24 protein-coding genes are annotated in these 25807 nt (G+C 64.5%); 8 read left to right on the top strand and 16 right to left on the bottom strand.

Annotated features, from left to right (window positions below):
• Positions 1-14: 14 nt before the first annotated feature.
• The 8 genes from hemW to KI241_RS25600 form a co-directional block, all read right to left on the bottom strand.
• Positions 15-1214: a radical SAM family heme chaperone HemW gene (gene hemW, locus KI241_RS25635; protein WP_042731256.1), complete on the bottom strand. Its 1200-nt coding sequence runs from the start codon at positions 1212-1214 to the stop codon at positions 15-17.
• Complete coding sequence (gene rdgB, locus KI241_RS25630; protein ID WP_042731257.1) at positions 1211-1807, bottom strand: RdgB/HAM1 family non-canonical purine NTP pyrophosphatase; 597 nt, start codon at positions 1805-1807, stop codon at positions 1211-1213. The genes hemW and rdgB overlap by 4 nt, the downstream gene beginning before the upstream one ends.
• Complete coding sequence (locus KI241_RS25625) at positions 1804-2238, bottom strand: DUF4426 domain-containing protein (protein ID WP_042731258.1); 435 nt, start codon at positions 2236-2238, stop codon at positions 1804-1806. Before KI241_RS25625 ends, rdgB begins: the two co-directional genes overlap by 4 nt.
• Positions 2239-2263: 25 nt before the next feature.
• The gene (metW, locus tag KI241_RS25620; RefSeq protein WP_042731259.1) at positions 2264-2884 is read right to left on the bottom strand and encodes a methionine biosynthesis protein MetW; all 621 of its coding nucleotides are present in this window, start codon (positions 2882-2884) and stop codon (positions 2264-2266) included.
• Positions 2885-2891: 7 nt separating this feature from the next.
• On the bottom strand, positions 2892-4031 hold the full coding sequence (locus KI241_RS25615; RefSeq protein ID WP_042731260.1) for a homoserine O-acetyltransferase: 1140 nt from the start codon (positions 4029-4031) through the stop codon (positions 2892-2894).
• Positions 4032-4230: 199 nt separating this feature from the next.
• On the bottom strand, positions 4231-4821 hold the full coding sequence (locus KI241_RS25610) for a YggT family protein (protein ID WP_042732791.1): 591 nt from the start codon (positions 4819-4821) through the stop codon (positions 4231-4233).
• Between the two features lie 9 nt (positions 4822-4830).
• On the bottom strand, positions 4831-5649 hold the full coding sequence (gene proC / locus KI241_RS25605; protein WP_212803129.1) for a pyrroline-5-carboxylate reductase: 819 nt from the start codon (positions 5647-5649) through the stop codon (positions 4831-4833).
• Between the two features lie 42 nt (positions 5650-5691).
• Positions 5692-6378, bottom strand: a complete 687-nt coding sequence (locus tag KI241_RS25600; RefSeq protein WP_212803128.1) for a YggS family pyridoxal phosphate-dependent enzyme — start codon at positions 6376-6378, stop codon at positions 5692-5694.
• 55 nt (positions 6379-6433) lie between these two features.
• Between KI241_RS25600 and KI241_RS25595 the strand changes: the two genes are divergently transcribed.
• Positions 6434-7468 carry a type IV pilus twitching motility protein PilT gene (locus KI241_RS25595; RefSeq protein ID WP_053147214.1) on the top strand — a complete coding sequence of 345 codons (1035 nt, stop codon included), beginning with the start codon at positions 6434-6436 and terminating at the stop codon, positions 7466-7468.
• A gap of 162 nt (positions 7469-7630) precedes the next feature.
• Here the strand turns inward: KI241_RS25595 and KI241_RS25590 are convergent, their stop codons facing one another.
• On the bottom strand, positions 7631-8242 hold the full coding sequence (locus KI241_RS25590; protein WP_042731351.1) for a C40 family peptidase: 612 nt from the start codon (positions 8240-8242) through the stop codon (positions 7631-7633).
• Between the two features lie 248 nt (positions 8243-8490).
• Here KI241_RS25590 and KI241_RS25585 point away from each other — a divergent pair, with 248 nt between their 5' ends.
• A complete protein-coding gene (locus tag KI241_RS25585; RefSeq protein WP_042731350.1) occupies positions 8491-8919 on the top strand; it encodes a TM2 domain-containing protein in 429 nt (142 codons plus the stop codon).
• Between the two features lie 123 nt (positions 8920-9042).
• Here the strand turns inward: KI241_RS25585 and KI241_RS25580 are convergent, their stop codons facing one another.
• The 7 genes from KI241_RS25580 to gshB form a co-directional block, all read right to left on the bottom strand.
• Positions 9043-10314: a dihydroorotase gene (locus KI241_RS25580; RefSeq protein WP_212803127.1), complete on the bottom strand. Its 1272-nt coding sequence runs from the start codon at positions 10312-10314 to the stop codon at positions 9043-9045.
• Positions 10311-11315 (bottom strand): aspartate carbamoyltransferase catalytic subunit, encoded by a 1005-nt coding sequence (locus KI241_RS25575; RefSeq protein WP_212803126.1) that lies wholly within the window; start codon positions 11313-11315, stop codon positions 10311-10313. The genes KI241_RS25580 and KI241_RS25575 overlap by 4 nt, the downstream gene beginning before the upstream one ends.
• Before the next feature lie 24 nt (positions 11316-11339).
• The gene (gene pyrR, locus KI241_RS25570) at positions 11340-11846 is read right to left on the bottom strand and encodes a bifunctional pyr operon transcriptional regulator/uracil phosphoribosyltransferase PyrR (RefSeq protein ID WP_047735856.1); all 507 of its coding nucleotides are present in this window, start codon (positions 11844-11846) and stop codon (positions 11340-11342) included.
• A gap of 84 nt (positions 11847-11930) precedes the next feature.
• Positions 11931-12368 (bottom strand): Holliday junction resolvase RuvX, encoded by a 438-nt coding sequence (gene ruvX / locus KI241_RS25565; protein WP_042731346.1) that lies wholly within the window; start codon positions 12366-12368, stop codon positions 11931-11933.
• Positions 12368-12937 carry a YqgE/AlgH family protein gene (locus KI241_RS25560; protein WP_042731345.1) on the bottom strand — a complete coding sequence of 190 codons (570 nt, stop codon included), beginning with the start codon at positions 12935-12937 and terminating at the stop codon, positions 12368-12370. The genes ruvX and KI241_RS25560 overlap by 1 nt, the downstream gene beginning before the upstream one ends.
• 191 nt (positions 12938-13128) lie before the next feature.
• Entirely contained in the window at positions 13129-14025 is an 897-nt protein-coding gene (locus tag KI241_RS25555) for an energy transducer TonB (protein ID WP_212803125.1), read from the bottom strand.
• Between the two features lie 76 nt (positions 14026-14101).
• A complete protein-coding gene (gshB, locus tag KI241_RS25550) occupies positions 14102-15055 on the bottom strand; it encodes a glutathione synthase (RefSeq protein ID WP_212803124.1) in 954 nt (317 codons plus the stop codon).
• A gap of 224 nt (positions 15056-15279) precedes the next feature.
• On the opposite strand from gshB, the gene KI241_RS25545 reads away from it, so the two are divergent.
• The 6 genes from KI241_RS25545 (at position 15280) to KI241_RS25520 (ending at position 25504) form a co-directional block, all read left to right on the top strand.
• The gene (locus KI241_RS25545) at positions 15280-15708 is read left to right on the top strand and encodes a response regulator (RefSeq protein ID WP_042731343.1); all 429 of its coding nucleotides are present in this window, start codon (positions 15280-15282) and stop codon (positions 15706-15708) included.
• A gap of 46 nt (positions 15709-15754) precedes the next feature.
• A complete protein-coding gene (pilH, locus tag KI241_RS25540; protein ID WP_042731352.1) occupies positions 15755-16120 on the top strand; it encodes a twitching motility response regulator PilH in 366 nt (121 codons plus the stop codon).
• A 10-nt stretch (positions 16121-16130) separates the two neighbouring features.
• Positions 16131-16670: a chemotaxis protein CheW gene (locus tag KI241_RS25535; RefSeq protein ID WP_042731342.1), complete on the top strand. Its 540-nt coding sequence runs from the start codon at positions 16131-16133 to the stop codon at positions 16668-16670.
• A 159-nt stretch (positions 16671-16829) separates the two neighbouring features.
• Positions 16830-18884: a methyl-accepting chemotaxis protein gene (locus KI241_RS25530; protein ID WP_212803123.1), complete on the top strand. Its 2055-nt coding sequence runs from the start codon at positions 16830-16832 to the stop codon at positions 18882-18884.
• A 208-nt stretch (positions 18885-19092) separates the two neighbouring features.
• Positions 19093-25038: an Hpt domain-containing protein gene (locus tag KI241_RS25525; protein ID WP_212803122.1), complete on the top strand. Its 5946-nt coding sequence runs from the start codon at positions 19093-19095 to the stop codon at positions 25036-25038.
• A complete protein-coding gene (locus tag KI241_RS25520; RefSeq protein ID WP_042731365.1) occupies positions 25031-25504 on the top strand; it encodes a chemotaxis protein CheW in 474 nt (157 codons plus the stop codon). Before KI241_RS25525 ends, KI241_RS25520 begins: the two co-directional genes overlap by 8 nt.
• Positions 25505-25807: the final 303 nt, after the last annotated feature.

Here is a 25807-nt window from a genome sequence, read left to right as displayed (position 1 = left end):
TTTCCTTGTGTTGATCAGCTCAGAAATTTCTGCAGCAAGTCATTGAGAAACAGTTGTCCGCGCTCGGTGGCCGCCAGACGTGACGGTTCGACCTGCAACAACCCGCTTTGTTCGGCCTCGCGGCGGCCGTCGGCCAGGCTTTGCAGGGGCAGGCCAGTGCGCTCCGGGTACAAGCGGGCGTCCACGCCCTGGGTCAGGCGCAGGGCGTTCATCAGGAACTCGAACGGCAGCTCTTCGTTGGCCAGGGTCTTCTCGCCGGCCAGGAAGCGCTTGGCCGGGTTGAGGTAGTCCTTGGGCAGGCGCGTCTTCCAGGTGCGCACGATGCGCCCGTCCGGATGGCTGAGCTTGCCGTGGGCACCGGCACCGATGCCAATGAAGTCGCCAAAGCTCCAGTAGTTGAGGTTATGCCGCGCCGCCCGGCCGGGTTGGGCGTAGGCCGAGACTTCGTACTGGGCGTAGCCGTGTTCGGCGAGCAGGGCCTGGCCGGCTTCCTGGATGTCCCACAACGTGTCGTCTTCCGGCAGCGTCGGCGGCTGGTTCCAGAAGACGGTATTGGGCTCCAGCGTCAACTGGTACCAGGACAGATGCGTCGGCTTCAAGGCGATGGCCTGGCGCAGGTCGCCCAGGGCATCGTCCAGGGACTGGTCCGGCAGGCCGTGCATCAGGTCCAGGTTGAAGTTGTCGAACCCGGCCTGGCGGGCCATGCCGGCGGCGCGCACGGCTTCGTCACCGTTGTGGATCCGCCCCAGGGCCTCGAGCTTGGCTTGCTGGAAGCTCTGGATACCGATGGACAGGCGATTGATGCCCAGCGCCCGGTAAGCGACGAACTTCTCTTGCTCGAACGTGCCGGGGTTGGCTTCCAGGGTGATTTCGATGTCAGGGGCGAACGGTATGCGCGCCTCGACGCCCTTGAGCAGCCGGCCCAGGGCCTGGGCGCTGAACAGGCTGGGAGTGCCGCCACCGAAGAAGATCGAGCTCAGTGCCCGGCCATGCACGCCATGCAGGTCCTGGTCGAGGTCGGCCAGCAGGGCATCGACGTAGTCCTCTTCGGGTAGCTGTGGGCTGGCGGTGTGAGAGTTGAAATCACAATAAGGGCATTTGCGTACGCACCACGGGATGTGGATGTACAACGCCAGGGGCGGCAGCACCGGTAGTGGCGCCCGAGGCGTTTGTGCGCCGCCATGGATCAGCGGCGCGGGGGTGTCATCGTTCATTGCAGGCCCAGGCGCTGGCGCAGCAGGACCATGGCGCGCGCGCGGTGGCTCAGTTGGTTTTTCTCCACCGGGCCGAGTTCGGCGCTGGAGCAATTGCGTTCCGGCACCCAGAACAACGGGTCATAGCCAAAGCCGTGCTCGCCGCTGGCCTCGGTGAGGATGCGCCCGTGCCACAGGCCTTCGCAGAGGATCGGCAGCGGGTCGTCGGCGTGCCGCACCAGCGCCAGGACGCAAACGAACTGCGCGCCGCGCTCGGCTTGCGGCACATCCTTGAGGGCCTCAAGCAGCTTGGCATTGTTCGCCGCGTCGCCCTTGCCGTCGGCGTAACGGGCCGAATAGATGCCCGGCGCACCGCCCAGGAAGTCCACTGCCAGCCCGGAGTCGTCGGCCAGCGCCGGCAGCCCCGAGAGGCGCGCGGCATTGCGGGCCTTGAGGATGGCGTTCTCGACGAACGACAGGCCGGTTTCTTCAGGCTCCACCTGGCTGAACTCACCGATCGAGCGCAATTGCACCGACCCGCCGAGCATGGCCTGGAGTTCCTTGAGTTTGCCGGCGTTGTGGCTGGCGAGTACGAGTTGGGAGAGGTTCATCATTCGCCGGGGAACAGTTCCTGGTTGAAGTTGAGGGTGTTGATCTTGTCGCCGGTCTGCACCTTGATTTCGAAGGTGCGGTTTTCCTGCTGCTCCACCGGGTACTGGGCGATGTAGTAGATCGCGCCTTGCTCGATGACCTGGCGGAACGTCAGCGGGACGGCCTTGCTGGTCAGGTCCTTGATCGTGCCGCTGACCTGGGCCATCAAGGGCTTGCCGTCCTTGATCACCGATACGTTGATCACGCCCTGGTTCTTGCTGCGCACCAGCTCGGTGGCCTTGGCGATGTCCGGCGTGAGGAACGTGGAGTTGAAGGTGTTGTAGTGCACGGTGACGTCGCCGAACACTTCCTTGCGCTCGGCCTTGATGACGTCGGCGGCCATGGCGCCTGCACAGAGGCAGGCGGTGATGAGAAACAATGCGAGACGTTTCATGTCGTGCTCCTGTCAGGGCCGGGGTTCACACCGCGACCTGGTAATCGGGCAGGCCTGGGCTGCTGACCCGATAAATGCCGATCTCACCTAACAGATTAGGCCATAGCTTGCTGGCCCACCCGTGTCGGTGCTGCTGGTCCACGGCCAGGCGATCGATGACCTTGGCTTCCCGTTCGCGGCACAGTGCTTCGAAATCGGCGAAGGTGCAGAAGTGGATGTTCGGCGTGTTGTACCACGTGTAGGGCAGGAACTCCGACACCGGCATGCGGCCCTTGCTCGCCAGGTACCAGCGGCAACGCCAGTGCCCGAAATTGGGAAAGGTGATGATGCACTGGCGCCCGACCCGCAGCATTTCGTCGAGGATCTTGTCCGGGTAATGCACCGCTTGCAGGGCCTGGGTCATGACCACGATGTCGAAGCTGTTGCTGGCAAAGTTGCCCAGGCCCTTGTCCAGGTCCTGCTCGATGACGTTGATGCCCTTGGCGACGCATTCGGCGATGTTGTCCGGGTCGTTTTCCAGGCCGTAGCCGCTGACCTGCTTGTGGTCCCGCAGCCAGGTCAGCAGTTCGCCGTCGCCGCAGCCCAGGTCGAGCACGCGGCTGCCGGCGGGGATCCATTCCTGGATGATTTCCAGATCGGCTCTCATGGCGTCCTCACAGCGTTATACGGTTCATGTAGTTACCGAACGCCTGCAGGTAGCGCGGGATCGGGATCAGAAAGGCGTCGTGGCCCTGGGGCGCGTCGATTTCCAGGTAGCAGACATCCTTGCGCGCGGCCATCAGCGCATCCACCAACTCCCGGGAGCGTGCCGGGGAGAAACGCCAGTCGGTGGTGAACGACATCACGCAGAACTTGGCGGTGGCGCCGGCGAAGGTTTTCGCCAGGTCATCGTCGCAGCTCGCCGCCGGATCGAAGTAGTCCAGGGCCTTGGTCATCAGCAGGTAGGTGTTGGCGTCGAAGCGCCCGGAGAACTCCTCGCCCTGATAACGCAGGTAGCTTTCCACCTGGAACTCGACGCTGTGGAAGTCGTAGTTGAGCTTTTCGCTCTTGAGGCCGCGGCCGAATTTCTCGCCCATGGAGTCGTCGGACAGGTAGGTGATGTGCCCGACCATGCGCGCCAGCATCAGCCCGCGCTTGGGGATCACGCCGTGTTCCTGGAACGAGCCGCCATGGAACTCCGGGTCGGTGAGGATGGCCTGGCGCGCCACTTCGTTGAAGGCGATGTTCTGCGCCGACAGCTTGGGGGCCGAGGCGATTGCCAGGCAATGGCGCACGCGGTCCGGGTAGGTGATGGTCCATTGCAGCGCCTGCATGCCGCCCAGGCTGCCGCCGATCACCGCCGCCCACTGGTCGATGCCGAGGCGGTCGGCCAGGCGTGCCTGGCTGTGCACCCAGTCTTCCACGGTGAGCACCGGGAAATCGGCGCCGAACGGCTTGCCGGTGTCCGGGTTGAGGCTGCTGGGGCCGGTGGAGCCGTTGCAGCCACCGAGGTTGTTCAGGCTGACCACGAAGAACCGGTTGGTGTCGATGGGCTTGCCCGGGCCGATGCAACTGTCCCACCAGCCCGGCTTGCGGTCGTCGACGCTGTGATAGCCGGCGGCGTGGTGGTGGCCCGACAAGGCGTGGCAGATCAGCACGGCATTGCTGGCCGTGGCATTGAGGGTGCCGTAGGTTTCATAAATCAGGTCATAGGCCGGCAACGAGCGTCCGCAGGCCAGGGCCAGGGGCTCGCTGAAATGCGCCACTTGCGGCGTCACCAGACCAACGGAATCGGCGGGAAAGGCAGCTGGCATCGACCCTGCTCTCGTTGAAATGAGGCGTAAGTCTAAAGACCGCTGGGGTTAGCGGCAAGCAAAGGCGCGGGGCCTGTTCGAACACTGCCACCCGTGGCGAGGGAGCTTGCTCCCGCTGGGCCGCGTAGCGGCCCTGGTTTTTGGGGCTGCTGCGCAGCCCAGCGGGAGCAAGCTCCCTCGCCACAGGATGTGCGCCTCGTCAGATCAGCAGGCGCAGGATCTCGGGCATCATGGTCATGGCCGCGAGGTTGTTGATCACCAGCATGTCGATCAGCTTGAGCACCATGAACGCCAGGATCGGCGAGATATCCAGGCCGCCGAGGTTCGGCACGATGCGGCGGAACGGGGCCAGGGCCGGTTCGCAGATCTGGTTCACCAGCTCGGCGCCCGGGTTGTGGCTGCCAGGCGCGACCCACGACAGGATGACGCTGATGATCATGGCGAAGAAGAAGATCTTCAGGAACAGCGCGGTCACGCCAATGATCGACCAGATCAGCAGTTGCAGCGGATTGCCGGTGGTGCCGTAGGTCAGCAGCAGGGTCAGGGCCATCAGTGCCATCTGCACGAGGATGGCCAGCACCAGCGACGACATGTCCAGGCCGAACAGGCTCGGGATGATCCGGCGCAAGGGCTTGAGCAGCGGCTGGGTGGCCTTGACGACGAACTGGCACAGCGGGTTATAGAAGTTGGCGCGCACCAGTTGCAGCACGAAGCGCAGCAGCACGATCAGCAGGTACAGGCTGCCAAGGGTTTGCAGCACGTAAACCGCTGCGGTGTTCAATCCAATCATGATGGCTCCTTATTGACCCAGTTGTTCGGCCATTTCGGCCGAGCGGTGCGCGGCGGCGCCGAGTGCGGTTTCCACCAGGGCTTCGAAGCCCCCGGCCTGGAATGATTTGATGGCGGCTTCGGTGGTGCCGGCCGGCGATGTCACGCGGCGGCGCAGCTCGGCCGCATCGACGTCGCTGGACACCACCATGTGAGCCGCGCCGAGGGCGGTCTGCGCCGTCAGCTTCGCGGCGATCTCCCGGGGCAGGCCGAGTTTCTCGCCGGCGGCGGTCATGGCTTCGACCAGCAGGAAGAAGTACGCCGGGCCCGAGCCCGAGACGGCGGTGACGGCGTCCAGCTGTTGCTCGGTGTCCAGCCACAGCGCCAGGCCCACAGCCGACAACAGCTCCTGCGCCTGCTGGCGTTGCGCGGCGCTCACCTGCGGGGTGGCGAACAGGCCGCTGACACCTTGGCGCAGCAGCGCCGGGGTGTTGGGCATGCAGCGCACGATGGGCTGCTCGCCCAGCCATTTGTTCATGCTGGCGCAGGTGATGCCGGCGGCAATCGACACCACCAGTTGATGGGGCTTGAGGCTCGGGCGCAGGGCTTCGCATACGGCTTTCATGGCCTGGGGCTTGACCGCCAGCACGATGACGTCCGCGCCGTCGGCGGCCTGGGCATTGTCGGCAAAGGTCTCGATGCCGTGCTCGTCGCTCACCCGGCTGCGGGTTTGCTCGCCCGGATCGCTGGCGCGGATCTGCGAGGCATCCAGACCCTTGGCCCGCAGGCCGCCGATCAGGCTGGCGGCCATGTTGCCGGCGCCGATGAAGGCAATACGCATGTTGCTCATGACTGGTCCTTGATTAGAGAGTGGGGTCGGCATGGCTTGGGCTCAGCCGGCGCTATAGTCGCGGGCGCCGAACAGGGCTGTTCCGATTCGTACCCAGGTGGCGCCTTGGGCGATGGCCGACTCGAGGTCATGGCTCATGCCCATGGAAAGGGTGTCCAGCGGCAGTTGCAGACTCGCTTGCAGGCGTTGGACCGCACCGAAGGCGGCATCCTGGGCGGTACGCTCCTCGGTTGGCTCGGGAATGGCCATCAGCCCGCGCAGCTTGAGCCGCGGCAAGGCGTCGATGGCGGCGGCCAGGGCTGGCAGGTCCGCCGGGGTGCAGCCGGACTTGCTGGCTTCACCGCTGACGTTGACCTGGATGCAGATGTTCAGCGGCGGCAAGCCGTCCGGGCGTTGCTCGGACAGGCGTTGGGCAATTTTCAAGCGATCCACGGAGTGCACCCAATCGAAATGTTCGGCAATAGCGCGCGTCTTGTTCGATTGAATGGGGCCGATGAAGTGCCAGATCAAGGGCAGGTCGGTGAGTTCGGCCTGCTTGCCCAGGGCTTCTTGCAGGTAGTTCTCGCCGAAGTCCCGAAGGCCCGCGGCATAGGCTTCGCGCAGGGCCTGGGCGGGCTTGGTCTTGCTCACGGCCAGCAGTTGGACACTCTGTTCGGCACGCTGGGCGGCCTGTTCCGCAGCGCGGATACGCGATCTAACCTGAGCGATGTTGTCTGCTATCGTGGACATAAAGAAGCGCCAGCGGTCTGAGGTTCGCGGCATTCTACTGGAATTGAGGAGCGCTATGGATATCACTGAACTGCTGGCGTTCAGCGCCAAACAGGGGGCGTCGGACCTGCACCTGTCCGCCGGCTTGCCGCCGATGATCCGGGTCGATGGCGATGTGCGGCGGATCAACCTGCCGGCACTGGATCACAAGCAGGTCCATGAGTTGATCTACGACATCATGAACGACCGGCAACGAGTGGATTACGAAAAGTTTCTGGAAACCGACTTTTCCTTCGAGGTGCCGGGCGTTGCACGGTTCCGGGTCAACGCCTTCAACCAGAATCGCGGCGCGGGGGCGGTGTTCCGGACCATCCCGTCGAAGGTCCTGACCATGGAAGACCTGGGGATGGGCGAAGTGTTTCGCAAAGTGACCGAGTCGCCCCGGGGCCTGGTCCTGGTGACCGGGCCGACCGGCTCGGGCAAGTCCACCACCCTGGCGGCGATGATCGACTACCTCAACAGCCACAAGCACCATCACATTCTTACCATCGAAGACCCGATCGAGTTCGTCCACGAGCCGCGCAAGTGCCTGATCAACCAGCGTGAGGTACACCGCGATACCCAGGACTTCTCCACGGCCTTGCGCTCGGCCCTGCGGGAAGACCCGGACGTGATCTTGGTGGGGGAAATGCGCGACCTGGAAACCATTCGCCTGGCGCTGACCGCCGCCGAAACCGGGCACCTGGTGTTCGGTACGCTGCACACCACGTCGGCGGCCAAGACCATCGACCGGGTGGTGGACGTATTCCCGGGGGACGAGAAGTCCATGGTGCGCTCGATGCTGTCGGAGTCACTGCAAGCGGTGATCTCCCAGACCCTGATCAAGAAGATCGGTGGCGGCCGCATTGCCGCGCACGAGATCATGCTGGGCACGTCGGCCATTCGCAACCTGATCCGCGAAGACAAGATCGCCCAGATGTACTCGTCGATCCAGACCGGCGGGTCGCTGGGGATGCAGACGCTGGACATGTGCCTGAAGGACCTGGTGAACAAGGGCCTGATCAGCCGGGAACATGCGCGGGAGCGGGCGCGTACGCCGGATAATTTCTAGAAAGGCCGGCGCGAGCCCTTGTGGCGAGGGGATTTATCCCCGCTGGGGCGCGAAGCGCCCCCAAAATGCAGAGGCTTACATTTTTATTTCTGACTCGCCACATTTGGGGGCTGCTCCGCAGCCCAGCGGGGATAAATCCCCTCGCCACAGGGGGGGCTTTGATCAGCGTTGGACGACCCGCATCCCGCCCGGCTCTTTCGGCAGCACGCGCTTGGCTACCACATAGTGGGTGTCCCAGTACGGCTTGTTCAGGGTGTCGATGGTCACCGACTTGCCACGGCGCGGGGCATGGATGAAGCGGTCGTTGCCCAGGTAGATCGCCACGTGGTTGACCCGGCGGCTCTTGAGCTTGAAGAAGATCAGGTCGCCCGGCTTGAGGTCCTTGCGCTCGACTTTCTCGCCATGCCCGGCAGCCATCGCGTTGGAGGTGCGCGGCAGGTCGAAGGTGGCGTCGTTGAAGGCGTATTTCACCAGTCCGCTGCAATCGAAGCCTTTACTTGGGCTACTGCCGCCCCAACGATAAGGTGTACCGAGTACATTGACGGCGCGGCTCAGCACGTTGCTGCTGGTCTTGCTCGCCATGGGCGGTACCAGCTTGCTGCTGGCGGTGCCTGGGCGTTGTGCACCGGGCTTGTTCTTGCTCGAAGGAGCAGAAACATGGGATTTGGGGGTGTAGCCGTTGATGTTGGGCAGACGTTGCTCACGATTGGTGGCGTGGGCGGCCAGTGGCAATAATAGGCAAATGGTTAGCCATGTCTTGAAAAATGGACGCATTAGGCAGGGCTCATAAAGGTTAGCGCGCAACTTTATAACAGCTTTTTTTGCGATTCCGAGGCCGTTTGTCGATTTGGAACCCCAGGCAAAACCCGTCTAAATGCGACAAATTGGCCCGATTGTCCGACACAGCCCCGCTAGTACGGGGCTTTCGTCGAATCGGTGCGGCGAAGACTGCTTGTCGGCGAGACACGAAAAAGTCACAAAAAGTCAGAAAAAATTTATCTATCGAGGCGAAGAGACTCTTCATGAACAGCTATCAACCGGGCGCCGTGCACGACACCCACAGCAAAGTCATCGGCTACCTGCTGTGGATTTTCGGTTTCACCGGTGCCCACCGTTTCTATTACGGCAAGCCGGTCACCGGCACGCTCTGGTTCTTCACGTTTGGCCTGTTGGGCATCGGCTGGCTGATCGACCTGTTCCTGATCCCGGCCATGGACCGCGAGGCAGACCTGCGCTTTACCCCCGGCCCCATCGAATACTCCGTGGCGTGGATCCTGCTGACGTTTCTCGGGGTGTTTGGCGTACACCGCATGTACCAGGGCAAATGGCTCAGCGGGATTGTCTATCTGCTGACGGGCGGGGTGTTTTTCCTGGGGGTGCTGTATGACTTCTGGACACTCAATGACCAGGTTTCGATTCGCAATGCGCAGAAGCGGGGGGCGTTTCAGTAAGACCGGGGCGCCTGCATCGCGAGCAAGCTCGCTCCCACACTGGATCGAGGTGTTCACAAATCATGTGTTCACCAAAGATCCAACTGTGGGAGCGAGCTTGCTCGCGATAGGCGCGACGCGGTCTCAGGCCTGGTGAGTGACCCGCCCATCCATCAGGGTGTAACGCACCACCCCCGGCAGGCTGTGGCCCAGGAACGGGCAGTTGTCACCCTTGGAGCGCCAGGCTTCGCCGGCCACGGTGGAAGCAGCAGGGTCGAACAGCACCAGGTCGGCCGCGGCGCCCACGGCCAGTTTCCCGACCGGCAATTGCAGGGCCTGGGCCGGGCCAGCGCTCAGGCGCGCGAGCAAGGTCGGCAGGTCGAGTAAGCCGTCTTCCACCAGGGTCATCGCCAACGGCAGCAGCAGTTCGACGCTGCTGATGCCGGGCTCGGTGGCGCCGAACGGTGCCAGCTTGGCATCACGCTCATGGGGCTGGTGGTGGCTGGAGATGGCCGAGATCACGCCGCTCTTCACCGCCTCGCGCAAGCCATCGCGGTCGGCGCGCGTGCGCAGCGGCGGCTGGACGTGATAGACGCTGTTGAAATCGATCAGCGCTTCGTCGGTCAGAATCAACTGGTACAGCGCCACGTCGGCGGTGACCGGCAAGCCCCGGGCCTGGGCCTGGGCGATCAACGCCGCGCCACGGGCGCTGGTCAACTGGCTGAAGTGCGCACGCACGCCGCTTTGCTCCACCAGCAGCAGGTCCCGGGCCAGGGCCACGGTCTCGGCGGTTTCCGGGATGCCCGGCAGGCCGAGGAAGCTGGCGGTCGGGCCTTCGTGGGCCAGGCCACCTTCGGCCAGGTCGTGATCCTGGGAATTGAAGATCACCGTCAGGCCAAACGTCGCCGCGTATTCCAGGGCGCGGCACAGGGTGCGGGTGTTGCGGAAACTGTTCAGGCCGTTGCCGAACGCCACGCAGCCGGCGTCGCGCAGGGCGATGAGTTCGGCCAGTTGCTCGCCGTCCAGGCCTTTGCTCAGGGCGCCGATCGGGAAGACCTTGGTATTGCCGGCTTCGCGGGCGCGGTCGAGGATCAGTTCGGCCACGGCCGAGGTGTCCAGCACCGGTTTGGTCTGCGGCGGGCAGCACAGGCTGGTCACGCCACCGGCGGCGGCGGCGCGGGTTTCGCTGACGATGCTGCCTTTGCGGCTGTAGCCGGGTTCGCGCAGGGCGACGTTCAGGTCCACCAGGCCCGGGGCCGCCACCAGGCCTTGGGCGTCGAGGGTTTGCACGGCGGTGAAACCGGCGGGCGCAGCGCCCAGGGCGACGATCTTGCAGGCGTCGATGTGGATGTCGGTCACTTGATCCAGGCCGCTGGCCGGATCGATCACGCGTGCGCCGAGAATGCTGAGCTTCACTGGGCGTTCTCCTGGTCGAATTGGCGCTGGGCCGTTTGCCCGCTCATGGCCATGGACAGCACGGCCATGCGGATGGCGATGCCGTAGGTCACCTGGTTGAGGATCACCGAATGCGGCCCGTCGGCCACCGCCGACTCGATCTCCACCCCGCGGTTGATCGGCCCCGGGTGCATGACGATAGCGTCTGGCTTGGCCCCGGCCAGGCGGGAGGTGGTCAGGCCGTAGAGGCGGTAGAACTCGCCTTCGCTGGGCAGCAGGCCGCCGGTCATGCGTTCACGCTGCAGGCGCAGCATGATCACCACGTCGACATCCTTGAGGCCTTCGGTCATGTCGGTGTAGACCTTCACGCCGTACTGCTCGACGCCGATGGGCAGCAGGGTCTTCGGCGCGATCACGCGAATGTCCGGGCAACCGAGGGTCTTGAGGGCCAGCATGTTCGAGCGGGCCACCCGCGAATGCAGGATGTCGCCGACGATGGCCACCGAGAGGTTCTCGAAGCTGCCTTTGTGCCGGCGGATGGTGAGCATGTCCAGCATGCCCTGGGTCGGGTGGGCGTGGCGGCCGTCGCCGCCGTTGATGATCGCCACCTGTGGGCAGACGTGCTCGGCAATGAAATGCGCCGCGCCGGAATCACCGTGGCGCACGACGAACATATCGGCGGCCATGGCTTCGAGGTTGCGCAGGGTGTCGAGCAGGGTCTCGCCCTTGCTCGCCGAGGACGTCGACACGTTGAGGGTGATCACGTCCGCCGACAGCCGCTGGGCGGCCAGTTCGAAGGTGGTGCGGGTGCGGGTGGAGTTTTCGAAGAACACGTTGCACACGGTCTTGCCGCGCAGCAACGGGACTTTCTTTACTGCCCGGGCGCCGACTTCGAGGAACGAGTCGGCGGTGTCGAGGATTTCTGTCAGCAGCTCGCGGCGCAAGCCGTCGAGGGACAGGAAGTGCCGCAGCTGGCCCTGATCGTTGAGCTGCAGCGGGCGCTTGGTTTCGAGAGGCGTCATCGCAATGGACTCTTACAAGGGCAGTTAAAGGGCAAGGTCTTGCAGTTCGAGTTGCAGCGGCGCGGGCCCGGAGAGCTTGACGCGCTCGTGGGCGGCCAGCGCCAGTGTCGCGCCGACCACGTCCGGGCGGATCGGCAGTTCGGCAGCGTTCAGGTCCAGCAGGCACACCAGGGTCACGCTGGCCGGGCGGCCGTAGTCGAACAACTCATTCATGGCCGCGCGGATGGTCCGCCCGCTCATCAGCACGTCGTCGATCAGTACCAGGTGCTGGCCTTCGATCTCGAACGGCAGCGCCGAAGGGCGGACTTGCGGATGCAGGCCGTTCTGGCTGAAGTCGTCGCGGTAGAACGACACATCCAGGGTGCCCAACGGCGATTGGCTGCCCAGTTCATCGAGCAATGCCTGGGCGACCCAGACGCCACCGGTGCGAATACCGATGTAGCGCGGTTCGCGGATGCCGCGTTGTTCCAGGTGTGCCGTGAGACGGATCGCCATCTGGCTGATCAGTTCGGCAGGATTGGGCAGGCTCATGCTGGCTCCTTCAGGTTTCCGGGCCGGTGTGAGGGGCGCGGTTCATCGCTAAAAGAAAGCGCCTTGGCGGCGCTTTATAGAAAATCAGGTTTCGAACAGGGCGGTGTTGGCATCGAGCCACCCTTGCAGCAGCAGGGCGGCGGCAATGGCGTCCACCGGGTTGTCGCGGTAACTGCCTTTCTGCCCGCCACGCTCCAGGCGCTCACCCTTGGCTTCGAACGTGGTCAGGCGTTCGTCGTGGGTATAGAAGGGCAGGTTGAAGCGGCCATTGAGCCGGCGGGCGAACTTTTCCGCGCGCACGCACATGTCACTGGGTGTGCCGTCCATGTTCAACGGCAGGCCGACCACCACGGCGTCGGGTTTCCATTCCTTGATCAGCGCCTCGACCTGGTTCCAGTCCGGGACGCCATTCTGCGCCTTGAGCGTGCACAGTTCGCGGGCCTGGCCGGTAATGACCTGGCCGACTGCCACGCCGATCTGTTTGGTGCCGTAATCGAAGCCCAGCAGCAAGCGCAAGGCCATCAGGCGTGTCCCGCCTGGCTGGTGAGCAGGCTGAGGTTGATCCCCAGCCGGCTGGCGGCCGCTTCCAGGCGCAGTTCACTGCTGGTGTTGAACAGGATGTCGGCGTCGAACGGGCAGGTCAGCCAGGCGTTGTCGGCCAGCTCGGCCTCCAGTTGCCCGGCTTCCCAGCCGGCGTAGCCGAGGGCGATCAGGCTTTTTTCCGGGCCGACGCCGTCGGCGATGGCGAACAGCACGTCCTGGGACGTGGACAGCGACACGCCGTTCAGGTCCACCGTGGCCTGGTAGGTCGGCCCCGACGGATGGAGCACGAAACCGCGATCGGTTTGCACCGGGCCGCCGATGAAGATCGGCACGTGCTGGCACAACAATGGCGGCTCTACATCAGGGCGCAGCTGCTCGAGGATGTCCGCCAGGTTCAGCTCCTGCGGGCGATTGATCACCAGCCCCATGGCCCCATTGGCCGTGTGCTCGACGATGTAGGTCAAGGTATGGGCAAAGTTCGGATCGGCCATGTGCGGCATGGCGATCAGGAATTGATGCTTGAGGTAGGTGGGGCTGACGTTTTTCATAGGCGCTAGTGTGGCGGCGCGGGGGCGAACTGACAAGCTGGGGATGCGTTGCAAATGCCCCTATCGGCCTCCCGGCCCCATCAATGTGGGAGCGGGCTTGCTCGCGAAGACGGTGGTCCTGCCGCAAGAAATCTGTCGGATGTACAGGCCGCTTCGCGAGCAAGCCCGCTCCCACAGGCATCAATGATGTGTCAGTTACTGGACAACCGGTCGCCCCGGGAGAATTTCCAGGTGCGGATGATCTCCAGCCGGTCGATGTCCGACAGATCCCCGGTAAACGGGGCGAACGGCGCGGCCAGGCGCACGATCCGCTGGGCCGCCTGGTCCAGCAGTGGCTGGCCGGAGGACTCCAGGACCAACACTTCATACAGCGAGCCGTCGCGGTTGATCGAGACCATCAGCCGCAGGTTGCCGTAGATCTGCTTGCGCCGCGCTTCGTCGGGGTAGTTCAGGTTGCCGATGCGCTCGACCTTCTTGCGCCACTCGTCCTTGTACCAGGCGCCCTTGTCGCGCATGGTCGAGGCCGCGCTCAGGCGGTGAATGCGCGGGCGCTTGGCATAGAGCTGCTGCTCCTGGGCCAGTTCGGCTTCCAGGCTGGCGATGTCGCTGGACAACTGGGAGCTGTCGAATGTCGGGGCGGGGGCCTTGGGCTTGGGGTCGGGCTTGACCTCTTCCTTGACCGGGGCCTTCTTGGGCTTGGGCGCCACGGTGGTCACGGCGGCCTTCGGCGCGGCCTCCTGCACCTCGGGCTTGGTGGCTGGGGGCGGGCTGGTTTTCTGCACCTGATTGTCCTGGAACGGCGCGATCTCGGTGGTCTTGGGAATGGCCTTTTTTTCCAGGGTGCCGCTGCCCTGCTGGTTTTCCTGGGCGAGGAAATCGGCCTTCGCCGGCTTCGTCTCGCTCTTGAAGGTGGCCAGGGTGATTTCCAGGGTCTGGCTGATCTGCTTGGGTTCGACCGTGGCAAACCCGACGCCCAGCAACAGGGCCAGGTGGATCAGCGCCGCCAGGAACAGCGTAAAACCGAGGCGATCGGCCGGGCGCACGCCGCGATGGGCAAGCTCTTGGGGCAGGTCGGACGGGAGGGTCATGACAAGGAAACCAACATCGCGTTTTTTTCAGGCCGGGCATGATAACGCAATGTGGGTTTCCTTCATCAGATCTGGATCAACGAGCCTTGAGCTTCTGATCGATGGCATCCATCAGCAGGCCACCGATGTCGGTGCCGAAGGCGTTGTCGATCTCGCGGATGCAGGTCGGGCTGGTGACGTTGATTTCCGTCAGGTGCTCACCGATCACGTCCAGGCCCACGAACAGCAGGCCTTTCTCCCGCAGGCTCGGGCCGACCTGGGCGGCGATCCAGCGGTCCTTGTCGGTCAGCGGGCGCGCCTCGCCACGGCCACCGGCGGCCAGGTTGCCGCGGGTTTCGCCAGCCGCTGGAATCCGGGCCAGGCAATAGTCCACCGGTTCGCCGTCGATCATCAGGATGCGCTTGTCGCCGTCGACGATGGCCGGCAGGTAGCCCTGGATCATGATCTGCTGTTTGCCATGCAGGGTCAGGGTTTCCAGGATCACCGACAGGTTCGGGTGGCCGGCGGTGTGGCGGAAGATCGAGGAACCGCCCATGCCGTCCAGGGGTTTGAGGATCACGTCGCCGTGATGCTCGGCAAACTCGCGCAGCACGTCCGGGCGGCGGCTGACGAGGGTCGGCGGCGTGCACTGAGGGAACAGCGTGGCGAACAGCTTTTCGTTGCAGTCGCGCAGGCTCTGGGGTTTGTTGACCACCAGCACGCCAGCGTTCTCGGCCTGCTCCAACAGGTAGGTGGAGTAGACGAACTCCATGTCGAACGGCGGGTCCTTGCGCATCAGGATCACGTCGAGGTCGCTCAGCAGGGCATCGCTTTCGGCGCCCAGCTCGAACCATTTCTCGGGGTTGGCGAAGACTTTCAGCGGTTTCATCCGCGCCCGCGCCTGGCCCTCGGCCTGGTAGAGGTCGCGCTGCTCCATGTAGAACAACTCCCAGCCGCGCTTTTGAGCGGCCAGCAGCATGGCCAGCGAGCTATCCTTCTTATAGGAAATGCTGGCGATAGGGTCCATGACAATGCCGACGCGTACGCTCATGGCTTGGTTCCTCGAAAATATGATGGGCACAAATGGCGTGAAAAAGTGGCGTCAGAGTGGCGCCCCCAAGTTTGGCGGTCAAGGAAAAACCGCCGCGCCGAGCGGCCGATAGATCGGCGATGGAGACTGTGCTAAAAAGGCTGCCATGTGACGCGCGGGCCTTGAACATCAAGGGTTTGCGCCGTCGACCACCCTGGCGCGTTAAAAACCGGTTCGCAGTGGCAATGGCAGAGCAATTTACGCAGCAGCAACCCAGTGCCTTGAAGGTGATGGTCATCGACGACTCGAAGACCATCCGCCGCACCGCCGAAACCTTGCTGCGCAACGTCGGCTGCGAGGTGATCACGGCCATCGACGGCTTCGATGCCCTGGCCAAGATCGCCGATCATCATCCGGGCATCATCTTTGTCGACATCATGATGCCGCGCCTGGACGGCTACCAGACCTGCGCCCTGATCAAGAACAACAGCGCGTTCAAGGCCACGCCGGTGATCATGCTGTCGTCCCGTGACGGCTTGTTCGACAAGGCCAAGGGGCGCATCGTCGGCTCCGATCAGTTTTTGACCAAACCGTTCAGCAAGGAAGAACTGCTGGGTGCGATACAGGCCCATGTCCCGGGCTTTGCCGCTGTCCAGCCGCACCAGGCACATTAATGACACTCGGCCAACGGGCCTGGGGTCGACAAAAATGGGGAACACCATGGCACGTATTCTGATCGTCGATGATTCGCCGACCGAAATGTACAAATTGACCGGCATGCTGGAAAAGCACGGCCACCAGGTCCTGAAGGCCGAGAACGGCGCCGATGGCGTGGCCCTGGCGCGCCAGGAAAAACCCGACGCCGTGCTGATGGACATCGTCATGCCCGGCCTCAACGGTTTCCAGGCCACCCGCCAGTTGACCAAGGATCCGGACACCGGGCACATCCCGGTGATCATCATCACCACCAAGGACCAGGACACCGACAAGGTCTGGGGTACGCGCCAGGGCGCGAAGGACTACCTGACCAAACCGGTGGACGAAGAAACCCTGATCGCGACCCTGAACAAAGTGCTGGCGGATTGACGACGCGGCCATGAGCCAGAACCTGACGGCATTCGAACTGCTGCTGCAGATCGACCGGCGCTGCCGGCTGCTGGGGGCCGACCTGCCTTCCCAGCCGACCCACCGCGACAGTTGGAGCGGCATCGGGTTTCGCCTGGGCGAGCATTGGTACGTGGCCCCCATGGGGGAGGTCAGTGAAGTGCTGCATGAACCGCGTTGCACACAGTTGCCCGGGGTCAAGCCCTGGGTGCGCGGTGTGGCTAACCTGCGCGGGCGGCTGCTGCCATTGATGGACCTGTGCGGGTTCTTCGGCCATGAACTGTCGCCCGTGCGCAAGCAGCGGCGCGTGCTGGTGGTGGATCACGACGAAGTGTTCACCGGCTTGCTGGTGGATGAGGTCCTCGGGTTGCAGCATTTTCCCCAAGGCAGCCTGGAGCCGACGCTGGTGGACGAGCTCGACGGCCCGGAGTCGGTGTTCGTCAAAGGGCAGTTTCCCGGCGAGCCGCCGTGGCAGGTGTTCAGCCCGTTTGCGTTGACGCGCTCGCCAGGGTTCATGGATGTAGCGATTTGACGGGATACAGCGCCGGTCCCTTGTGGGAGCGAGCTTGCTCGCGATTGCGGTGGGTCAGCTAAATCAAGGCTGGCTGATCCGATGCTATCGCGAGCAAGCTCGCTCCCACATGGGGTACCACGGTGAGTGAGTTGGATGATGCAGTACAGGCGAGAACCGATGATCAAAGCAAAAGCAGGCAAGCCACTGGAAGCGTCGCGCAGTCGTTCGCAGATCATCGTGCTGTTCGTCGCGCTGATTGTCTTCATCATGTTGCTGTTCGCCAACTTCGCCTACCTCAACACCCAGTCCACCTACGACAAGCAGTACATCGGTCACGCCGGTGAGTTGCGGGTGCTGTCCCAGCGCATTGCCAAGAACGCCACCGAGGCCGCTGCCGGCAAGCCGGCCGCGTTCAAGTTGCTGAGCGATGCGCGCAATGACTTTGCCCAGCGCTGGGGCTACCTGAAACAGGGGGACCCGGTGACCGGGCTGCCGCCCGCGCCCGCCGCCCTGCGCCCGCAGATGCGCGCCGTGCAGCTGGACTGGGAACGCCTGCTGAAAAACGCCGACGCCATTCTGTCCAGCGAGCAGACGGTCCTGTCGTTGCATCAAGTGGCGGCGACGTTGGCCGAGACCGTGCCGCAACTGCAGGTCGAGTACGAGAAAGTCGTCGAGATTTTGCTGCAACGTGGTGCGCCCGCGGCCCAGGTGGCCATGGCCCAGCGCCAGTCGCTGCTGGCCGAGCGGATTCTCGGCGCGGTCAACACCGTGCTGGCGGGGGATGAAAACGCCAGCCAGGCCGCCGACACCTTCGGCCGCGACGCCGCGCGTTTCGGCCAGGTACTCAACGGCATGTTGCAGGGTGACCTGGCCTTGAAGATTTCCCAGGTCCAGGACCGCGATGCCCGGGCCCGCTTGAGCGAAATCAGCGAACTGTTCGAGTTCGTCTCGGGTTCGGTGGATGAAATCCTCGAAACGTCGCCGGAGCTGTTCAAGGTCCGTGAGTCGGCCGGCAATATCTTCAGCCTGTCGCAAACCCTGCTCGACGAAGCGTCGCACCTGGCCACGGCGTTCGAGAACCTGGCCGGCGGGCGCGCGGCCAACGCCATCGGCGGGTATGTGCTGGGCCTGCTGGCGCTGACGTCGATCATCCTGATCGGCCTGGTAATGGTTCGGGAAACCAACCGCCAATTGCGCGAGACCGCGGAAAAGAACGAGCGCAACCAGAACGCGATCATGCGTCTGCTGGACGAGATCGAAGACCTGGCCGACGGCGACCTGACGGTGACCGCCTCGGTGACCGAGGACTTCACCGGCACCATCGCCGACTCCATCAACTATTCGGTGGATCAACTGCGCGACCTGGTGGCGACCATCAACCTCACCGCCGGCCAGGTCGCCGCCGCCGTGCAGGAAACCCAGGCCACGGCGATGCACCTGGCCCAGGCGTCCGAGCACCAGGCCCAGCAGATCTCCGAGGCGTCGACTTCCATCAATGAGATGGCCCAGTCCATCGACCAGGTTTCGGCCAACGCCGCCGAGTCGTCGGCGGTGGCCGAGCGCTCGGTGGAAATCGCCAACAAGGGCAACGAGGTGGTGCACAACACCATCCACGGCATGGACAACATTCGCGAACAGATTCAGGACACCGCCAAGCGCATCAAGCGCCTGGGCGAATCGTCCCAGGAGATTGGCGACATTGTCAGCCTGATCGACGACATCGCCGACCAGACCAACATCCTGGCCCTCAACGCCGCCATCCAGGCCTCCATGGCCGGCGACGCCGGGCGCGGCTTCGCGGTGGTGGCCGATGAAGTGCAGCGCCTGGCGGAGCGTTCGTCGGCGGCGACCCGGCAGATCGAGACACTGGTGCGAGCGATCCAGGCCGACACCAATGAAGCGGTGATCTCCATGGAGCAGACCACCACCGAAGTGGTGCGCGGGGCCCGGTTGGCCCAGGATGCCGGCGTCGCGCTGGAGGAGATCGAAGGCGTGTCCAAGACCCTGGCGGCGCTGATCCAGAGCATTTCCAACGCGGCGCAGCAACAGACCACGTCGGCGGGGCAGATTTCCCTGACCATGAACGTGATCCAGCAGATCACCACGCAAACCTCGTCGGGCTCCACCGCCACCGCCGAGAGCATCGGCAACCTGGCGAAAATGGCCAGCCAACTGCGGCGGTCGGTGTCCGGGTTCACCTTGCCGGCGGCTGCGGGTGAGGACAAGGGGTGACCAGCGGGATTCGTCTGATGATGAGGCGCTTTTGTGGCGAGGGGATTTATCCCCGCTGGGGCGCGAAGCGGCCCCATTCAAACTGTCTGACGAGCTGACATCTTGCTGCCGGGTTTTTGGGGGCTGCTGCGCAGCCCAGCGGGGATAAATCCCCTCGCCACAGGGTTGATTCGTACCCTTGGCATGTCACTGTTGATTTGGAGTGGTTATGGCTGATCGGCGCGACTATGTGGCCCTGGAGTGGGTCAAGGGCGAGATTGCCGAAACGCTGAAGCAGGCCCACCAGGCCCTCAATCGCCTGGTGGACGACCCGCAGGCGTTGGATGCCCTCGCGCAGTGCCTGGCCGGTATCCATCAGGTGCACGGTGGCTTGCAGATGGTCGAATTCTACGGCGCCGCGCTGCTGGCCGAAGAGATGGAACAGCTGTGCCTGGCCCTGCAGGACAACCGCATCAGCCATCGCGAAGAGGCCATCAGCCTGTTGAGCCAGGCCCTGGGCCAGTTGCCGATCTACCTGGACCGTGTCCAGGGCGCTCGCCGCGATTTACCGCTGGTGGTGCTGCCGTTGATCAACGACTTGCGCAGCGCCCGGGGCGAAAGCCTGTTGTCGGAGACCAGCCTGTTCAGCCCCGAGCTGCCGCAACTGCCGCCGCTGAGCGACGAAGCGTTGCGGCGACTCGAACCGCCGGACCTGCCGAACACCCTGCGCAAGCTGCGCCAGACCCTGCAAATGGCTCTCGTCGGGCTGTTGCGCGAACAAGACGATGCCACCCACCTCGGCTACCTGGCCAAGGTCTTCCATCGCCTGGAAGGGCTGTGCGCCGGGGCGCCGCTCAATGCCTTGTGGCAGGTGGCCTCGGCGCTGGTCGAAGGCATGCGCGAGGGGCGCATCGCCAACAGCCCGGCGTTGCGCAGCCTGTTCAAGGAAGCCGACAAGGAACTCAGGCGCTTGCTCGAACACGGCATGGGTGGCATCAATCAACCGGCACCGGCCCACCTGCTCAAGAGCTTGTTGTTCTATATTGCCAAGGCCGAACACCCCAGCGGGCAGATGCAGATCATGAAAGAACGCTACTCACTGGACGACGCGCTGCCCGACAGCGCCATGGTCGACGAAGAACGCGCGCGCCTCGCCGGGCCCGACCGCGATGCCTTGCGCTCGGTGCTTGCCGCGCTCTGTGAAGAACTGGTGCGGGTCAAGGAGCGCCTCGACCTGTTCGTGCGCAGCGATCGCCAGCACGCCTCGGAACTGGACAGTCTGCTGGCGCCGCTGCGACAGATCGCCGATACCCTGGCGGTGCTGGGCTTCGGCCAGCCGCGCAAGGTCATCATCGATCAACTGGCGGTGGTGCTGAGCCTCGCCCAGGGCCAGCGCGAGCCTGATGACGCGACCCTGATGGACGTCGCCGGTGCCTTGCTCTACGTCGAAGCCACCCTGGCCGGCATGGTCGGCACCGTCGAGCCGCAGAGCCGCGAAGACACGCACCTGCCCACCACCGATCTGACTCAGATCCACCAGATTGTCATCAAGGAGGCGCACACCTGCCTGCAACAGGCCAAGGACATGATCGTCGACTACATCGACGCCGACTGGAACCGCGAGCAGTTGCAGCCCTTGCCAGCCCTGCTGACCCAGGTGCGCGGTGCGCTGGCGATGATCCCCCTGAGCCGCGCGGCCGGCCTGGTGGAGGCGTGCAACGGGTTCATCCGCGAACACCTGTTGTTCGATCAGGCCCAGCCGGGCTGGGAAGCCCTCGACCATCTGGCCGATGTGATCAGCGGCCTCGAATACTACCTGGAGCGCTTGAGCGAAGACCCACAGACCCCCGGCGAGTCTTTGCTCGACGGGGTCGAGCGGAGCCTGGCCGCGCTCGGCTATTTCCCGGACGAAGCGCGGGTGCCGTTGCTGGAGGATGTGCTGGGGCCCAACGAAGCCCAGCTGATGCAGGACTTGCAAGAACTGGACGACCCGCTGACGGTGCAATCGCTGGCGCAAGTGCTGGCCAGCCCGGTCTCGACGGTCAACCCGCCGGCCCGCAGCACACCGGGCAGCCTGCTGCCGCCGCCGCGGGACGAACATCCGGTGGACGATGAATTGCGCGAGGTCTTTCTCGAGGAGACCGATGAGGTGCTGGACGTCCTGCGCGAATACCTGCCGCGTTGGAACGTCCACCCCGATGACCAGGGTGCCCTGAGTGAATTGCGCCGGGCCTTCCACACCCTCAAGGGCAGCGGCCGGATGGTGCGGGCGCTGGTGCTGGGGGAACTGGCCTGGGCGGTGGAAAACCTGCTCAACCGGGTGCTGGAGCGCAGTGTCGAGCCGACGGCTTCGGTGCGCCAACTGATCGAGGACACCGTGCAGTTGCTGCCGGCCCTGGTGACCGAGTTCGCCGCCCACCAGCAACGGCAGCGCGATGACGTCGATCGCCTGGCCGCCCGCGCCCATGCCCTCGCCAAGGGCGATGACGAGGCCGATGAAGATGTGCAGGACGTGGCCGCCCTCGACCCGTTGCTGCTGAAGATCTTCGACAATGAAGCCCAGGGCCACCTCGCCAGCCTCAATCGGTTTCTCGACCAGGCCACCGACCACTTGCCGTTGCAGGCCAGCGATGAACTGCAACGGGCCTTGCACACCCTCAAGGGCAGTGCCTCCATGGCCGGCGTGCTGCCGATTGCCGAGCTGACTGGCGCACTGGATGAACTGGCCCGGGAATACAAGGCCCACCTGATTGCCCTCGACCTGGATGAGGTCGAACTGTTGCTGGAGGCCGAAGGGTTGCTGCGCCGCAGCCTGCGCCAGTTGCACAGCGAGCCGCTGGCACCGATTCCCGGTGCCGAGGACCTGATCCAGCGAGCCCAATCGTTGTTGGCCGAACGCCTGCAAACAGCCCTCGACGCCCCGGACAAGGGACTGCGTGCCAAGCGCGATCCCCAACTGATCAACAACTTCCTCGCCCAGGGCATGGACATCCTGCTCGACGCCGAAAGCCTGCTGCAGCGCTGGCAGCAGCATCCGGGCGAAGGCCAGGAACTGAGTGCGTTGCTGGATGAGCTGACCACCCTCGGCGAAGGCGCACACCTGGCCGACCTGCACCCGGTCGATGAGCTTTGCGAAGCGTTGCTCGACCTCTACGGCGCGGTGGAAGAGAGCAGCCTGGTGGTCAGCGACATGTTTTTCCAGGAAGCCCAGCGCGCCCATGAGGCACTGATCGACATGCTCGATGAACTGGCGGCCGGGCAGTCGGTGCATCCACAACCCGAACGGGTCCAGGCCTTGCGCAGGTTGCTGGAAGACGGCCTCGACCCGGCGGCCACCGGCCTGATCCGCAGCGACGGCAGTCGGACCCTGAGCATCCACGAACTGGGTCAGGCCACCGCCGAGCTGGAACGCGACGCCCCCACCGACGCGGCGGTGGACGACGACATCGCGGCGATCTTCCTCGAGGAAGCCCAGGACATTCTCGAGAGCGCCGCCCAGGCCTTGCAGCGCTGGTTGGCCGACCCGGACAACGGTGCGCCGCTGTCTTCGTTGCAACGGGACCTGCACACGCTCAAGGGCGGGGCACGGATGGCCGATATCCGGCCGGTAAGCGACCTGGCCCAGGAACTGGAAAACCTCTACGAAGGCCTGGTGGACCGTCGCTACAGCCACAGCGAGGCACTGGAGCAACTGCTCGAACGCAGCCACGAACGCCTCGACCTGCTGCTTGGGCAATTGCAACAGGGCCAGCCGCTGGGCGATCCCGTTGCGCTGATCGATGCCATCCGCCGCTTCCGCCAGGACAAGCCGAACGCCATCGACACCGCCGGGGCAGGCCAGGGTGATGCAGCCGGCCAGGACCCTGAGTTGCTGGAGATCTTCCTCGAAGAAGGCTTCGACATTCTCGACAGCTCCGGCGCGGCGTTGCTGCGCTGGCAGGCCGAGCCGTCGAATCGCCAGGCCGTGGAAACCCTGTTGCGGGACCTGCACACCCTCAAGGGCGGCGCGCGGATGGTGGAGATCGTGCCCATCGGCGACCTGGCCCATGAGTTGGAGAACCTTTACGAAGGCTTGTCGGCCGGTCTGCTCCAGCCCAGTCCGAGCCTGTTCACCCTGCTGCAAAGCAGTCACGACCGACTGGCGCAGATGCTCGATGCCGTACGCGCCGGGCACCCGTGCCCGCCGGGCGACCGGCTGATCGCACAGATCCAGGCGGTGAGTCACGCGCAGGACGCTCCGGCAAGTCAGGCGACGCCCGTGGCACAGCCGCTTCCGGCGCCGGTCGCGGCCCCGGTCACTGCCGCCACGCCGGCACCCGCCAGGCCCGAGCCGAGCGCACCCAGCGACGGCGCGGACATGGTCAAGGTCTCCGCCGAACTGCTCGACGACCTGGTCAACCTGGCCGGTGAAGCGTCGATCTTCCGAGGCCGCATCGAACAGCAAGTCAACGACGCCCGGGTGGCGTTGAGCGAAATGGAAACCACCATCGAGCGCATGCGTGATCAGTTGCGCCGGCTGGACACCGAGACCCAGGGGCGGATTCTCAGTCGCCAGCAGGTCGAGGCCGAGCGCCTGGGCTACGAGGAGTTCGACCCCCTGGAAATGGACCGGCATTCCCAGTTGCAGCAACTGTCCCGCGCCTTGTTCGAATCCGCTTCGGATCTGCTCGACCTCAAGGAAACCCTCGACCGCGGCAATCACGACGCCGAAAGCCTGTTGCAACAGCAAGGACGGATCAACACCGAGCTCCAGGAAAGCCTGATGCGCACGCGCATGGTGCCCTTCGAGCGCATGTTGCCGCGCCTCAAGCGCATCGTCCGGCAAGTGGCTCAGGAACTGGGCAAGGAGGTCGAGTTCGTGGTCGACAATGCCGAGGGCGAAATGGACCGCAACGTGCTGGAGCGCATGGCCGCGCCCCTGGAGCACATGCTGCGCAACGCCGTCGACCACGGCCTGGAACCGGCCGACGTGCGCCTCGCCGCCGGCAAGCCGACCCGCGGACGCATCAGCCTCGACTTGTCGCGGGAGGGCGGCGACATCATTTTCGACATCCGCGACGACGGTGCCGGCGTGCCGTTGGAGGCGGTGCGGCGCAAGGCGATCAAGCGCGGCCTGCTGGCTCCCGACAGCGACATCAGTGACCGCGACGTGTTGCAGTTCATCCTGCAGCCGGGGTTTTCCACCGCCGAGAAGATCACCCAGATCTCCGGGCGCGGCGTCGGCATGGACGTGGTCCACGAAGAGGTGCGGCAACTGGGCGGTAGCATGATCATCGACTCGACGCCAGGGCAGGGGGTGCATTTCCGCATCCGCCTGCCGTTCACTCTGGCGATCAACCGGGCGTTGATGGTGCAGTGTCACGAAGACCAGTACGCGATCCCGCTCAATACCATCGAAAGCATCGTGCGGGTCTTGCCTGCCGAGCTGGATGGCTATTACCAGCTCGATCCGCCGACCTATACCTACGCCGGGCAGCGCTACGAACTGTGCTACCTGGGCGAGCTGCTCAAGACCACGGCGCGGCCGAAACTGCTGGGCCAGAGCCAACCGTTGCCGCTGCTGCTGATGCAGTGCAACGAGCGCCATATCGCGGTGCAGGTGGACACCACCGCCGGCACCCGCGAGATCGTGGTCAAGAGCCTTGGCGCGCAGTTTGCGGCGGTGCAGGGTGTGTCCGGGGCGACTATCCTGGGGGATGGCCGGGTGGTGTTGATCCTCGACCTGCTGGCGCCGATCCGCGCCTTGCCTCACCAGGTGCCACGCCGACCGCTGCCGACCGAAAGCGAGGGCGAGCCGCAACGGCCGCTGCTGGTGCTGGTGGTGGACGACTCGGTGACGGTGCGTAAGGTCACCAGCCGCCTGCTGGAGCGCCATGGCATGCATGTCCTGACCGCCAAGGATGGGGTGGACGCGATGGCGCTGCTGGCCGAGCATTCGCCGGACCTGATGCTGCTGGACATCGAGATGCCGCGCATGGATGGCTTCGAAGTGGCCACCCTGGTGCGCAACGACCCGCGCCTGGCACATTTGCCGATCATCATGATCACCTCGCGCACCGGCCAGAAACACCGCGACCGCGCCATGGCGATCGGCGTCAACGACTACCTGGGCAAGCCGTACCAGGAATCGGTGCTGCTCGACAGCATCGCGCACTGGAGCAAGCCCCATGCATGACCTGCACCCCCACCAGCGCACCAGCCACCTCACCGGGTTGCTGTTGCCCCTGGCGGACCGCCACCTGATCCTGCCCAACGTCGCGGTGGCCGAGTTGATCGACTACCAGGGCAGCACGTTCGATCTGGACACGCCGCCGTGGTTCCTGGGCTGGGCCAGCTGGCGCGAACGGCAGATCCCGCTGCTGAGCTTCGAATCGGCGTGCGGCCAGAAAACCGTGATCGGCGAGCGAGTGCGCATCGTCGTGCTCAACGCCCTGGGCGGCCGCCCGGAGCTGCGCTTCATGGCACTGTTGGTGCAAGGCATCCCCCGTTCCTGCAAGCTCGACGCTCAACTGAGCTACGTCGATGTACCGCTGTGCGGGCTGGAACAGGCGGCGGTGCAAGTGGGCGAGCACGTGGCAAAAGTACCGGACCTGCTGGCATTGGAAGAACTGGTCATCGCCGCCGGCCTGGTCAAAGCCTGAGCCAGTCCCTCATCCTGTGGGAGCGAGCTTGCTCGCGAAAGCGGCGTGTCGGTCACCGATGATGCTGACCGTGCCGCCGCCTTCGCGGGCAAGCCCGCTCCCACAAAGTCCGGCGCTGAGTCTCAATTTCAAGCAGCCCGCCATCCCTCGCTGTGGGAGCGAGCTTGCTCGCGAAAGCGATATGTCAGTCACCGATAATGTTGACCGTGCCGCCGTCTTCGCGAGCAAGCTCGCTCCCACGAGGGCTGGCGCCGTGTCTCAAACCGCCTTTCACAAGGGTTGTGCTCGATCATTACGCCAAGC

Origin of the sequence: Pseudomonas sp. Cab53 (assembly GCF_018325965.1) — a bacterium.
GTDB classification, from domain to species: Bacteria; Pseudomonadota; Gammaproteobacteria; order Pseudomonadales; family Pseudomonadaceae; genus Aquipseudomonas; species Aquipseudomonas chlororaphis_E.
The sequence above is the reverse complement of the archived record's forward strand: the minus strand, read 5'-3'. Positions and strand labels throughout refer to the sequence as shown.